Genomic DNA, 12,876 nt, shown 5'->3' with positions numbered 1-12,876 from the left:
GACATGGATGGCATCTTTTTTTCATCATGTCGTTTGCAGGACATGATGGAGGCGTTGTTTGGCTTCGTGTGTCAAATGCGACACACGACGGGCGTAGAGGCAGAGTTGTAAGACATGAACAGTTTCAGGGCGGTAGGCGTTAATCCGCTCGAGCGAGCGTTTGAGACGCTTCTCCGTTAATTCGATCGGTCCACTTGTCTCCGCGTGCTGCGTATAGACGAGATAAAAATTAAGAGGGCTGATTAAATCATCCTCATCGATATTTGGGTTCTGGAAGACGATCGTCAGCAGTTCCCGTGTTTCTTCTAACGAGAAGAGGTGTTTTAAATCATCCAACAGGTAGATGATGGCGGCTTGATTGATCGAGTATTTTTTCCCACGATGCGGTACGCCGATGATGTCCCGAACTTCACGTTTCGTCCAGTTCTGGATCGTCGTCGCTGACATGTGTTCTCCGATTAGAGCATTTGCCAAATGAACGATTTCATTGATCGATAAACCATTTTTTAATGGATCGAATTGTTTCAGGCGATTGATGACCTTTGGCAATTCCGTTCCTTCTATTGCGACGAGGGGTTCGATTCCTTTCCCCTCGTTCAGGCGTTGCAGACAACTTGATAATGTTTGGACTGCTTGAGCATCATACATTTCCAAAACTTCCTCTCTAGGACGTCATTTGACCTTATGTTATCAAATGAAGGTTCAATAGGGCAAATGGCAACTAAAACAACGTACAATAATAGGAAAGGGGGAATCACGATGGAATGGTTTGCTGCCATTGGCACGATTGGAATCGTTGGCTTCATTCTCGTCATTCTTGAATTCGTTGGACGCCGTTTCGGTTTTTCTCCCGAGACGGTTCGGAAATGGATTCATGTCGCTGTCGGTCACTGGGTATTTCTTGCGCTGCTATGGCTTGATCACTGGTACATCGCGATCGTACCATTACTTTTCTTTGCTCTCGTCAATCTGTTGACATTACGAAAAGGAATTGGACAGATGCATGGCGTCGACCGTCCTTCTTATGGAACGGTCTATTATCCGCTCGCATTGGCAGGACTCGTCCTATTCTTCTTCGAACGACAACCGATGGCACTTGTTGCGGGAAGCATGGTGCTCGCTTGGGGAGATGGTCTCGCGGCACTCGTCGGAAAACGCTTCGGGAAGACGTTTTACGTCCGCGGTGAGACGAAACGTTCCTTTGAAGGAAGTATCGCTTTGTTTTTAGCGTCATTCCTTGTTTTGACTGTAACGTTCTTATTTTATGGACAACCGATTTGGCTCGCTGTCAGTTACGGCTTCTTGCTTGCAAACATCGCAGCCTTAATCGAAGCAATCTCATATCGCGATCTCGACAACTTAATCTTGCCATGGACGATCGCGGCACTCGTTGCGTTTGCTTTTTGACTTTCAGTCGCGTAACAACAATTGTTTGAAATAGAGAAAACGTAGTCGAATATAGTCTGGGTACGCACGCCATCCTGCATGACGGATGGTCATATCTCGACACATATCACGGAAAACATAGCGATAGATTTTTTCTTCGGAATCGTCATAAACAGCTGCGTACAAGCCGTGCTCGAGCATATTGGAAATGCGTTCGTCGAGTTTAGCGTAGAGTGTATCGTCGCTGTCTTCGCGCAATGTAGCATGTAGCATCTCGTATTGAATACCTTGATTAGCAGAAGCAGTCGCATGAAAGACAGCCGTTTTATCGAGATGAGATACCCCGATGATTAACGCATAGAGTGTTTCCAACATATCGATCGAATGACCGTCTAGTTGTTGGATGGAATCAATAGCCATCAGCGTATCGATTCCAGATGCGCCAACTTTCTTTAAATATGTAAACGCATGGACGGCTGATTCTCCATAAAATTGTCGATGATTGTAATGGACGGCAAGAGAACGATGTCCTGCCGGTTCTTCCGGGAAACGTGTGATGGCTGAAAGGAAAAACTGTTCTGCTTCGTGCATATATCCTTCCTCTTCACTAATGATACCGAGAAGAATGTATCCTTGCACATGCTCGCCGATTTGCTGGTGCGTCTCTTCAATAAGTCGACGCGCTTGAGTGAGTTCGTTCTTAAAATAAAGGGAATGGGCTGTAGCAATGTTGAGCAATGGATGGGATAGAACAAGAACACGTAAGCGCTCGGTTGCGGCAATACGTACGTTCTCTTCTGTATCCGATGTCAGTGCTTCGAGTAACGCAACTTCAGCGACATGGCTCTGAAGTTCATGAGAATGAGCGGTTACAGTTTGTGTCATGTAATGAAATCACCTCTATTAGTTCAAAATCATATATTTTCATTTTCATCATATGACAAGCCGAGTGGTGCCTCAAGAAATAATAAAGAGATTCGTCCGCAATTTCTTCTTTTCATAAAAAATAGCCGATCATTCCTAGAAAAGGAAGCATCGGCTATTTTTACTTTCGAAATTATGCGTGTAAGTGAAGTACATCTTCAACGGATTTGTACGTGTATCCGAGATCGCGTGCGACCGCTTCATACGTGACGAAGCCTTGCGCGACATTCAATCCTTTTTCGAGAGCATCGTTTTCAGCAAGCGCACGATGTGTGCCTTTATTCGCGAGTTCAAGGACATACGGAAGCGTTGCGTTCGTCAATGCCAGGGTAGACGTACGTGGAACGGCACCCGGCATGTTCGCGACCGCGTAATGAACGACACCGAATTTTTCGTACGTTGGATCATCATGCGTCGAGATGCGGTCAACCGTCTCAAAGATTCCACCTTGGTCGATGGCAACGTCAACGATAACAGCACCTGGCTTCATCCGTTTGACCATGTCGGCAGTGACGAGCTTCGGTGCTTTTGCACCTGGAATCAAGACAGCACCGATGACGAGATCACTTTCAGCGACCGCTTCAGCAATCGTGTACGGGTTTGAGATCAATGTATTGATCGAGTTACCAAAGATATCATCTAACTGGCGAAGGCGTTCTGGACTAACATCAATGATCGTAACATCTGCACCAAGACCGACAGCGAGTTTCGCAGCATTTGTTCCGACGACACCGCCACCGATGACTGTTACTTTTCCACGACGAACCCCAGGGACACCTGCAAGAAGGATGCCCATACCACCGTGTGGTTTTTCCAAGAACTGTGCACCGATTTGTGATGCCATACGACCGGCGACTTCACTCATTGGTGTTAACAATGGAAGTGTGCGGTTCTTCTCGACTGTCTCATAAGCGATTGCTGTGATGTTCGAATCAACGAGTGCACGTGTCAGTTCTGGCTCAGCAGCTAGATGGAGATACGTGAATAATGTCAGGTCCGGACGGAAATATTGGTACTCTGAAGCGATTGGCTCTTTGACTTTTAAAGCCAGTTCGGCTGTTGCCCAGACTTCAGCAGCAGTCGCGATGATTTCAGCACCAGCTTTGACGTACTCCTCGTTCGTGAAGCCACTCCCCATGCCTGCCATCGATTCAATGATGACACGATGTCCTTGTGCATGTAACGCTGCTACCCCGGCAGGTGTTAATGCAACACGGTTTTCGTTGTTTTTGATTTCCTTTAATACTCCAATGATCATGTGAACGCGATCCCCTTTCGCAAATAAACAAATCAATTTCTCTTCTTCTTCAGTATACGAGAAATGAAAGCGCTCTACTTTATCGGCGTTTTCAAAAATAACCGATATCCTTTGTGTAAAATCACAAAGGATATCGGTCTGCTTTTAGGTACAAATAAAGTAAGGAACGTTCGGGTAATGATTCCATCCGGATACCAGCTTCCTCCTCGATCCGTCGCATCCGATATAGGATCGTATTCGGATGAACATGGAGATGGGAAGCGACTTGCTTGACGTTCCCATCATAATGAAGAAACCATTCTAGCGTCTCACATAAAGAGGAGGCATGTTTCACATCGTAAGCACGCAATCGCTCGATTTCTTCGAGACGAACCGTTCGTCGTCGCAAACGTTCTGAAAAAATTGGCAAGAGCTGAAACAAGCCGAGACGTTCGTAACGCGTCACGTTCTTCAGTTCGAATGGAAAGGCATCTTTCAAACGTAAGACGATACCCGCCTCTTCGTAACGCTCCGGAAGCGCATGGACGCCCGTGAAGACTTCACTACTTGCCGCAACGAAATCCGTATAATCAAACCGCTCCGCAAGCAATTGACGGAAGGACTGAATGAAGGCGTCAAACTGTAGACGCTCTTGTTCTGCGTCGCGGTCGTTTGTGCTGATCCACAAGATAAAATCTGTTTCATCATATGCGTAAAGTAATGGACGAACCGTCTGTTGGATCGTCAATAAATAGCGCAGACGATCCGCAAGTCGTGGTGTGATTGCTTCTGAAAAACGGATGACCATCAAACGACTAATGCCAGGGGGTGCGACATGGAGCTTAGAAAACATTTTCAGGATCTCCGACTCGGATAGTTCTTCATGTAATAACTCAAAGAAGAATTGTTCCGTCTGCTCTTCCTTCCGTTTTTTCTGCATGTCGATCGCTAGTAATTGACGTTGAGCAAGCAGAGCTCCTTTCTTTAAATCTGCTAGTTCTGATGGAGTGAACGGGGTACTGCGAGCAATCGACCAAATGTAGCCGAGAATTTCTGAATCTTGTTTGATGGCAATGGCGACGCGGTCATTCAGTCCAACATCCGTGCGCGCAGAAATGATGAGCGGATCGTCTTGAGTAGCGAGACTCTGGATGACTTCGTCTTTCCAGAGTTGGTCGATGACCGATTCCGGTACCCGGCGACCGATGATCGTTGCGACACGAGCAGGGTCCGTGTCAGCAGTATGCGTACTATACGCAAGGAGACGGTGATTACGATCTTCAATCGTAATCGGCGCATTTAAGGCGATACCGATCGCTTCCGCTAAATCGTCTAACGAATGGTATGAAGCTTCTAACATGGAGGAATCCCTTCTTTCTCTCTCGTTCAGTATCTTTAGTATAGCTTCTNNCATGCTACGGTAAGCCTCGGAAAAAAGAGAGAGGATGAAATGGCATGGATGTGTTACGTCTGATATCTGCTTGGGTCTGGGGAATTCCAAGCATGGTGTTGTTAGTAGGAACGGGAGTGTACTTTACGATTCGTTTACGTGGTCTTCAGTTTCGTCGCTTGAAACAAGCGTTTCAATTGTCTGTTCAAAAATCAGGACAGGGTGAAGGGGAAATTAGTAGCTTTCAGATGTTAATGACGTCTCTTGCAGCGACGATCGGGAACGGAAACATCGCGGGAATCGCGGTCGCCTTGACGATGGGCGGACCGGGTGCAGTCTTTTGGATGTGGATCATCGGTTTGATCGGAATGGCGACGAAATATGCGGAAAGTCTTCTTGCGATTCTTTTTAGAAGTCGAAATGAACGCGGCGAAGCTGTCAGTGGACCGATGTATTATATCGAAAAGGGACTAGGTGCAAAATTTAAATTCCTCGCCATCTTGTTTGCGGCATTTGGTTTGATTGCATCATTTGGTGTCGGGAACACCGTGCAAGCGAATGCGATGGCAACGGTGCTTGAGCAATCGTTTCATGTACCGCTTCTACTCTTCGGCATTCTGCTCGCGCTGGCGGTCTATGTATCGATTCGTGGTGGACTTGAACGCGTCAGTGCGATCTCGACGATCTTTGTTCCGATCATGAGCTTACTTTATATCGGTGCCGCTTGTGTCCTTTTAATATTGAAGGCGGATCAGATTCTACCAGCCTTTGGTTTAATCTTTGAGTACGCCCTCCAGCCGCTTGCGCCTGCAGGAGCCTTCACCGGTGTATCGATCATGATGGCGATGCAAGTCGGTGTAGCACGTGGTATTTTCACGAACGAAGCAGGACTTGGGACAGCAGCCTTGATTGCCGGATCTGCGAAAAGTGAACGTCCGGTCGAACAAGGATTGATTTCGATGACGAGTACCTTCATCGTGACCTTGATCGTCTGTACGATGACGGCACTCGTCCTTCTGACGACAGGATTTTGGGATTCGTCAGGCGGGTTACATTCAGGTGTAACGCACGATGCGAGCCTTTCCGGGGCAGCACTAACGGCAACCGCCTTTGCGAGCGTCCTTGGATCATTTGGAGAATGGACTGTCGCATTCTCCGTCTTCTTCTTCGGTTATTCGACGATCATCGGTTGGTATGTCTATGGAGAGAAGTGCTTGGAGTACTTGAGCGGTACGACACGTTTCAACGAAGGATACCGTGTATTCTTTGCACTCGCAGCCTGTTATGGTGCCGTCGCGCAATTAGAACCGTTGTGGCTCGTCGCAGATATCGCAAATGGATTGATGATGATTCCGAACTTGATCGGGATGCTGTTCTTGTCGCACTTGGTCATTGAACAAACGAGGAATTACGAACGGACGGGTCATAAACGAGTCGCTTAAACGAACAAAAGCCGTGATGCCTTTAAACAGGCACCACGGCTTTTATGATGAGACGATTCATCCATTCGTCCGACGACGACTGTAGATGAGGAGTGTCAGTAAGAAAATCAAACTCAGCGCAACGAGGACAGAGAGTGAAGCGACGTTCCAGCCGATGACCTCGAGTAAAACACTGATCGCAACCGTCAAATAGAAGATACCGAGGTACTTTTTGACGAATGGGCTTTCGAAGTGCGTCAATTGCTTCGCGCCAATCGGTGCTCCGAGCAAGGCACCGACGATCAGCATGATTCCGACCAGGATATCGATGTTCGTACTTGCGACCGTGTAATTGACAAGTCCCGATAGGACAATCAGTAACGCGGAAGCAATACTCGTTCCGACCGCACGTTTCAACTCATAGCCAACGATCCCAACGAGTAACGGGGTGATGATGAAGCCACCGCTGACACCAAGTAATGAAGAAATGAATCCGGCGAACAAACCAGTGAAGGCAAGAGCGAGATATCGATTTTTCCACCCCGTCTGTTCACCCGTCGTTGATTTCGGACGTAAGAATTTATTCGCGAAGTAGAGTAAGAGACCGATATAAACGATTGAGATGACGAGATGAGCACCATTGACTGCCTCTAGACGAAGAACGAGTGGTGTCGCGATCGTCGAACCGATGATTCCGACGCCACCGACGACGAGACTATCGCGCCAGACGACATTTTTAAGACGTAAGTGAGAGATCGTTCCTGAAACGGTAGATCCAAGTGTCAGCATAAGACTCGTCGCGATCGCGACACTTGGAGCATATCCTAAAATGAGTAACAGGGGCGTCAAGATGATACCGCCACCGATTCCGAAAAATCCGGAAATGATTCCAATGAAAAATCCGAGGATTAAGAAATAATAAAAAGCGAGATCCATGTACAGTCTTCCTTTCCTTTTCTTCTCTATTATTCACTTAGTATGGCAATGAATGAGAAGAATGTAAAAGGGGACGGCTCCTTCAAGGGGGTTGAAGGAGCCGTTAAGGGGAACTTATTCTTTTGACGCGGCGACTTCCGTTGCTGCATCGATACCGGTATTGGCCTTGACTAAGATACGTTCGAAGTTACCGGCAACCTCGTTCGATTTCGTCAACAATGTCCCGACGATAGCTCCGAGGAAACCAAGCGGGATGGAGACGATTCCTGGATTCGTCAGCGGGAAGAGGGCTTCCCCGACGAACAAGGCTGAACCGTCGACTGCCCAAAGGTTTGGACTGAGTGCGACGAGAATCAGTGAAGAGAATAACCCGACGACCATACCTGTGACAGCTCCGCCAGTATTGAAACGGCGCCAGAAGATCGTCAAGAGAATGACTGGCAAGTTGGCACTTGCCGCGACAGCGAAGGCAAGCGATACGAGGAACGCGACGTTCATCGATTGTGCGAACAATGCCAGTACCATCGAAATCAAGGCGACAGCGATGGAAGCAAGTCGTGCTGCCGTCATCTGTTCTTTTTCCGTTGCTTGCCCTTTGCGTAGAATATGACTATAAAAATCATGAGCAAAGGCAGACGCAGCGGATAAGACGAGTCCTGCAACAACAGCGAGGATTGTCGCAAAAGCGACCGCAGCGACGAAGGCAAAGAGTAAATCGCCACCAAGTGCTTTAGCGAGAAGTGGCGCAGCCATGTTACCAGCAGCATTAGCAGCGATGATATCTTCAGAACCAACGAAAGCAGCAGCACCAAAGCCGAGGAAAATCGTCAAGATATAAAAGACACCAATGATCCATGTCGCGTACACGACGGATTTACGAGCTGTCGGAGCATCCTTAACAGTAAAGAAACGAATTAAGATATGTGGTAATCCAGCTGTTCCAAGAACGAGCGCGAGATTGAGCGAAATCGTATCGAGTGGTAACTTAAATTTGTTTCCAGGATTCAAGAATGAATCCCCGAGCGGCGTGGCTTGTTTCACTTCTGAAAACATCTTGAAGATCGAGAAATCGAACTTCGCGAAGACCATGAACGAGATGACGGCTGTTCCTGCCATCAAGAGAATCGCTTTGATGATTTGAACCCACGAAGTCGCAGTCATACCACCGAAAACGACGTAGACCGTCATTAAGATACCGACGATGATGACACTCGTCGTATAAGGAATTCCTAACAACAATTCAATCAAGGCACCTGCACCGACGAGTTGCGCGATCATGTAAAAAATCGAGATCGCGATCGAGTTCATGGCAGCGACTCCACGAACTTTTGAGGCGTTAAAACGAGCGGCAATCATATCAGCCATCGTGTATTTTCCGAGGTTCCGAAGTGGTTCGGCAACGAGGTACAAGACAACAAGATAAGCAACGAGGAAGCCGATCGAGTAAAAGAATCCGTCGAATCCGGCTAAAGCGATCATCCCGGCAATTCCGAGGAACGAGGCGGCTGACATGTAGTCGCCGGCAATCGCCATCCCGTTTTGTGCACCAGTGAGTCCGCCGTCCGCTGTATAAAAGTCGTTAGCTGTTTTTGTTTTACGGGCAGCAAAGTATGTAATGACGAGCGTCAAACCGACGATCGCTGCGAATAGGGCAACGGCAGTATAATTCATTTCGACTCCTCCTTGATCTGTTCGACGAGTCGATCAAAGGCACGTGCTTTTTTGCTATACATCATGCAGAACGTCCACGTCATGATGAACTGGGCAAATGCGAATACCCAAGCTCCTGTAATATCACCGAATACTGGCTCATTCAAAATCGTGAAGTAACTTGTCAAAATCGGAAGCGCAAAATAAAAAATAAGGCAAAAACTAATAGCTGGAAGAATGAAGCCGTTCTTTTGGCGCATCAATTGTTGAAAGGTAGCACTCTCGACGATTGCTGGAGCAGATTGAGTCGCTTCATTTTTTTGAACTTCGGACACTTGATGCATGAGGACGCCTCCTTTAAGGAATGAATGTAAATTCATTATAAGGATGTCGTTTCTGGAAAAGCTATCCTAATTTTTAAGAAGAAAAGATCATTATTATATTAATATTGGTCATACCAATTTAATGTAAGCGTTTTCAATATTGAACATTGTTTGAACGTTATTTTTATATATTAATCACTTTATAAAATGATTCAAAAGACCTAGTCCCTAGAAAAATGAGAACAGCTTAAAAAGCCTGTCTATGGAATCATAGACAGGCTTGAGTCATTTTTCAGATGGACGTTCGATCTTATCTTCGATTTCTCGTAAATGATCCGCACGTTTTGAAAGGGCACGACGCTTCAACCATTCTTCCGTCCCGCGACTAACTCCCCAGATGGCGAGTAAAATCAAAAATAGAAGGACAAGACGCATCGGACGTTCGAGGAACGTGGACCATTCCTTTCCGATTAGCGAGAAGATGATGACGACGATCAGACGCCCGGCACCAGCAGCGATCAAATACGTCCGCAGCGATAGTTGAATCATGGCAGAAATGGACGTGATGATGAACGCAGGCATGAATGGAAGCGAAAAAAAGAATCCGAGTGAGATGGGACTCATGTGACGAACACGTTCAATCCACTGTTGCGCGGCATGGTGTTTTTCAAGCCAACGCGTGACCGGACGACGAAATAGATATCGAATACAAGCGAAGACGACGAGTGATCCAAGCATGCTCCCGACCCATGATACGAGAACACCCATACCAAAACCATAAGTTGCCGCATTCGCGGAAATGATCAGGACGAGTGGTAGGAAAGGAAATAGAGACTCAAGAAACGGGGCAATCAAACCGGTGGCAGCTCCTCCAGGTAAGTCTTGGAGAAAGAAAATCATCTGCTCGATCCAGTCACGAAGTGTATGGAGCATTCGGAATCCTCCTTGCGAGATGTACTACTGTGTTTTATTTTACCTCTTTCTGATTCAGAAAGGGAATGAAATTCCTTGAAAGGGATTCAGGAATTGTAGATTGTACATTCGAAAGGGAGTTGGTATTATACTTAAATGGGTGCGTTTTGCAGGCGTTCCCAGCTAGTCAATAGCTAGACGCTTCGTTTGCCAACGTTCGTTTTACTGCAAAAAACTGACATGGGGGCTAATGAGGAATATGAAACCTTATCGCGTACTATTATTTTATAAGTATGTTCCAATTGAAAATGCGGAACAGCTAACGAAAGAGCATCTTGCTTACTGTAAAGAGCTCGGTATCAAAGGTCGGATTTTGATTGCACCAGAAGGAATCAACGGCACACTCTCTGGAACGGTCGAACAAACGGAACAATACATGAAGGACTTGACGGCGGATCCACGATTCGCTGACATCGAATTCAAAATTGATGAAGTTGAAGAGCATGCCTTCAAAAAGACGTTCGTCCGTTACAAAAAAGAACTCGTCACATGGCGTTTTGAGGACGAATTCAACGTGCCAGAAGAACACGCTGCGTATCTTGAACCAGCAGAGTGGAAAGAAATGATGAAACAAGATGACGTCGTCATTCTCGATGTACGTAACAACTACGAATACGACCTCGGACACTTCAAGAATGCCGTAAAAGTCGATGTCGATGCTTCACGGGAATTCCCTGAATGGCTAGACGAGAACGAGCATTTGTTTGAAGGGAAAAAGGTTCTCACATACTGTACGGGTGGCGTTCGTTGTGAGAAATTCACGGCGTACTTCCGTAAACGGCAACAGAGTGATGATATCTTCCACTTGAAAGGCGGAGTCGTCATGTATGGAAAAGATGAACAGACACAAGGAGAAGACTGGGAAGGTGAACTATACGTCTTTGATGAGCGTGTACAAGTTCCTGTCAATGCCGTCAATCCGTCTGTCGTCTCAGAATGCTACTACTGCGGAAAACCGGAGACGCGCTATGTTAATTGTGCAAACCCGGAATGTAATCGACAGCACTTCTGCTGTGAAGAATGCGAACCAAAAGTCATGCGTTCGTGTTCCGATGAATGCCGGGAGCATCCGCGCAACCGTTATGAAAAAGAGCAACAAGAAGAATTAGTATAAGGCACGCGTAAAAAGCCGGATGATTTCTTTAATAGAAACCGTCCGGCTTTTTTTTTGTGTATTCAAGAGGACGGGAACAAGTAACGTAAAATATCTGGCAAACGTTTGGCCCAGGCCGTTTCATGATGGATTGCTTCCGGAATGATTGTATAGCGACTTTGAGTGAGTTTCTGTTCGACCGCTCGCGCTAAGACATCATTCGTGTGTAAATAATCCGTCTCGGTCATCGGACCACTCACTTCTTTTGTGCCGACGTCCATATAACAGCGATGCGTTGCAGACAGAGACGGGCTTCGCTCGATGAATTCAAGGAGTGAGGAGAAGTTTGCCCATCCGGCAGTCGATAAGGCAGCGACGCGCGTGATGACTTCCGGATACGCGAATAATCCATATAGCGAGATGACGCCACCCATCGAACTGCCGATCATTGTCGTATCATCAGGGCGTGTCGCATAGTTGGCATCAATGTATGGTTTTAACTCGCGGATGATCCAGTCCATATAGACCTTACCGTTGCCACCAATTGACGTCCGATTCGAAGGATAGGCGCTCCGCATCAATAAGGCTTCGTCACTCCAAGGAGCATAGTCATCGTACCGATCCATTCCATCTTCTGGACTGTCAATCGCGACGACCATTGCCGGAATCTGTGTCTGTTGTAGTGCAAGATGAATCTCCCAGCCTTTTCCGAACGAGGCGGTTTCTCCACTAAAGACGTTTTGTCCATCATGCATATAAATTACTGGTAATGCTTCAGAAGGATCCAAATGGGGCGGACGATGAATTCGAATCGTCCGGTGAGCTTGTGATGTCGGTAGCGTCATTTCAATTTCCGTAATCGACAATAGAGTCACGACCTTTCAAAGGTTTGCATAATGCGCGGTACAATTGCGTCCGTTGTGTTTTCCGCCGACATAGAGTGCATGGTCGGCTTGACGTAACGATTCTTCGAACGTCCGTTGATATCTTTCATCCACTGTATCAATTCCGAGGCTGACGGTTAAGGACAGTCGGTGACCATCGACGAGGAAGGGACGATCCATGACCGCATGGCGGACCGTCTCGGCAATCTGAATAGCAGCCTCTTGACTACCATTTCGCAACAGAAGCACGAATTCCTCCCCACCATAACGAGCAGCAAAGACATCATCATGTTGCAATTGGATCGCCTGAATACGTCGGCCGAGTTCACGAAGGACGAGATCACCTACTTTATGACCGTACGTATCATTGACACGTTTGAAATGATCGATATCGAACAGAATTACGGAGAGCGGGTAGGAGTCAGCGGCAAATTCCTGCCGACCGTGTTCATAAAAAGCACGGCTATTCGGTAATTCGGTCAAAGCATCGGTCCGACTTTCCGTATAGAGTTGGACCGTTTCACGTGAGCGTTCTAAGACGCGACAAAAGGTACGAAGCAAACGAGATAATTCGTCAGCATTTGTCACATCATAGGCGTCTGCGACTTGATGGAACAGGATGATCGAAACATCGACCTCTCCGCTCGTAATCGAAGGAAT

The 12,876-nt window shown here is 47.0% G+C and carries 13 protein-coding genes; 3 read left to right on the top strand and 10 right to left on the bottom strand.

Going from position 1 to position 12,876, the window contains the following annotated elements; all coding sequences use genetic code 11:
- Window positions 1-24: 24 nt before the first annotated feature.
- Window positions 25-648, bottom strand: coding sequence for a DUF1836 domain-containing protein (locus tag B2751_RS09045; protein ID WP_035412080.1), 624 nt, complete (start codon window positions 646-648; stop codon window positions 25-27).
- 111 nt (window positions 649-759) lie between these two features.
- Here B2751_RS09045 and B2751_RS09040 point away from each other — a divergent pair, with 111 nt between their 5' ends.
- Window positions 760-1,407: a diacylglycerol/polyprenol kinase family protein gene (locus tag B2751_RS09040; RefSeq protein ID WP_035412085.1), complete on the top strand. Its 648-nt coding sequence runs from the start codon at window positions 760-762 to the stop codon at window positions 1,405-1,407.
- Window positions 1,408-1,410: 3 nt separating this feature from the next.
- On the opposite strand, the gene B2751_RS09035 is transcribed toward B2751_RS09040, so the two are convergent.
- From B2751_RS09035 to B2751_RS09025, 3 genes are all read right to left on the bottom strand, one after another.
- The gene (locus tag B2751_RS09035) at window positions 1,411-2,271 is read right to left on the bottom strand and encodes a tetratricopeptide repeat protein (protein ID WP_290774366.1); all 861 of its coding nucleotides are present in this window, start codon (window positions 2,269-2,271) and stop codon (window positions 1,411-1,413) included.
- Window positions 2,272-2,443: 172 nt separating this feature from the next.
- On the bottom strand, window positions 2,444-3,568 hold the full coding sequence (gene ald / locus B2751_RS09030) for an alanine dehydrogenase (RefSeq protein WP_029342897.1): 1,125 nt from the start codon (window positions 3,566-3,568) through the stop codon (window positions 2,444-2,446).
- Window positions 3,569-3,689: 121 nt separating this feature from the next.
- Complete coding sequence (locus B2751_RS09025; protein ID WP_035412096.1) at window positions 3,690-4,907, bottom strand: PucR family transcriptional regulator; 1,218 nt, start codon at window positions 4,905-4,907, stop codon at window positions 3,690-3,692.
- 95 nt (window positions 4,908-5,002) lie between these two features.
- On the opposite strand from B2751_RS09025, the gene B2751_RS09020 reads away from it, so the two are divergent.
- On the top strand, window positions 5,003-6,379 hold the full coding sequence (locus tag B2751_RS09020) for an alanine/glycine:cation symporter family protein (protein ID WP_290774363.1): 1,377 nt from the start codon (window positions 5,003-5,005) through the stop codon (window positions 6,377-6,379).
- 57 nt (window positions 6,380-6,436) lie between these two features.
- Here the strand turns inward: B2751_RS09020 and B2751_RS09015 are convergent, their stop codons facing one another.
- The 4 genes from B2751_RS09015 to B2751_RS09000 form a co-directional block, all read right to left on the bottom strand.
- A complete protein-coding gene (locus B2751_RS09015; RefSeq protein WP_035412101.1) occupies window positions 6,437-7,294 on the bottom strand; it encodes a sulfite exporter TauE/SafE family protein in 858 nt (285 codons plus the stop codon).
- A gap of 114 nt (window positions 7,295-7,408) precedes the next feature.
- On the bottom strand, window positions 7,409-8,965 hold the full coding sequence (locus B2751_RS09010; protein ID WP_035412105.1) for a solute symporter family protein: 1,557 nt from the start codon (window positions 8,963-8,965) through the stop codon (window positions 7,409-7,411).
- Window positions 8,962-9,288 carry a DUF485 domain-containing protein gene (locus tag B2751_RS09005; RefSeq protein ID WP_056059859.1) on the bottom strand — a complete coding sequence of 109 codons (327 nt, stop codon included), beginning with the start codon at window positions 9,286-9,288 and terminating at the stop codon, window positions 8,962-8,964. The genes B2751_RS09010 and B2751_RS09005 overlap by 4 nt, the downstream gene beginning before the upstream one ends.
- 264 nt (window positions 9,289-9,552) lie before the next feature.
- A complete protein-coding gene (locus B2751_RS09000; RefSeq protein ID WP_023469681.1) occupies window positions 9,553-10,200 on the bottom strand; it encodes a TVP38/TMEM64 family protein in 648 nt (215 codons plus the stop codon).
- Window positions 10,201-10,438: 238 nt separating this feature from the next.
- Between B2751_RS09000 and B2751_RS08995 the strand changes: the two genes are divergently transcribed.
- Window positions 10,439-11,353 (top strand): rhodanese-related sulfurtransferase, encoded by a 915-nt coding sequence (locus B2751_RS08995; RefSeq protein WP_023469680.1) that lies wholly within the window; start codon window positions 10,439-10,441, stop codon window positions 11,351-11,353.
- Between the two features lie 62 nt (window positions 11,354-11,415).
- Here the strand turns inward: B2751_RS08995 and B2751_RS08990 are convergent, their stop codons facing one another.
- The gene (locus B2751_RS08990) at window positions 11,416-12,198 is read right to left on the bottom strand and encodes an alpha/beta hydrolase (protein WP_290774359.1); all 783 of its coding nucleotides are present in this window, start codon (window positions 12,196-12,198) and stop codon (window positions 11,416-11,418) included.
- 15 nt (window positions 12,199-12,213) lie between these two features.
- Window positions 12,214-12,876, bottom strand: a 663-nt coding sequence (locus B2751_RS08985; RefSeq protein WP_290774357.1) for a GGDEF domain-containing protein, incomplete at its 5' end; no start/stop codon positions are given.

Origin of the sequence: Exiguobacterium sp. UBA6282 (assembly GCF_002440475.1) — a bacterium.
Lineage (GTDB): Bacteria > Bacillota > Bacilli > Exiguobacteriales > Exiguobacteriaceae > Exiguobacterium_A.
Note: the sequence above shows the minus strand (reverse complement) of the source record. Positions and strands in the feature narration are given on the sequence as shown.

Bases quoted from the DNA above. Each gene is read 5' to 3' on its own strand.
- B2751_RS09045 (WP_035412080.1), bottom strand. From the start codon at position 648: ATGTATGATGCTCAAGCAGTCCAAACATTATCAAGTTGTCTGCAACGC.
- B2751_RS09040 (WP_035412085.1), top strand. From the start codon at position 760: ATGGAATGGTTTGCTGCCATTGGCACGATTGGAATCGTTGGCTTCATT.
- B2751_RS09035 (WP_290774366.1), bottom strand. From the start codon at position 2,271: ATGACACAAACTGTAACCGCTCATTCTCATGAACTTCAGAGCCATGTC.
- ald (WP_029342897.1), bottom strand. From the start codon at position 3,568: ATGATCATTGGAGTATTAAAGGAAATCAAAAACAACGAAAACCGTGTT.
- B2751_RS09025 (WP_035412096.1), bottom strand. From the start codon at position 4,907: ATGTTAGAAGCTTCATACCATTCGTTAGACGATTTAGCGGAAGCGATC.
- B2751_RS09020 (WP_290774363.1), top strand. From the start codon at position 5,003: ATGGATGTGTTACGTCTGATATCTGCTTGGGTCTGGGGAATTCCAAGC.
- B2751_RS09015 (WP_035412101.1), bottom strand. From the start codon at position 7,294: ATGGATCTCGCTTTTTATTATTTCTTAATCCTCGGATTTTTCATTGGA.
- B2751_RS09010 (WP_035412105.1), bottom strand. From the start codon at position 8,965: ATGAATTATACTGCCGTTGCCCTATTCGCAGCGATCGTCGGTTTGACG.
- B2751_RS09005 (WP_056059859.1), bottom strand. From the start codon at position 9,288: ATGCATCAAGTGTCCGAAGTTCAAAAAAATGAAGCGACTCAATCTGCT.
- B2751_RS09000 (WP_023469681.1), bottom strand. From the start codon at position 10,200: ATGCTCCATACACTTCGTGACTGGATCGAGCAGATGATTTTCTTTCTC.
- B2751_RS08995 (WP_023469680.1), top strand. From the start codon at position 10,439: ATGAAACCTTATCGCGTACTATTATTTTATAAGTATGTTCCAATTGAA.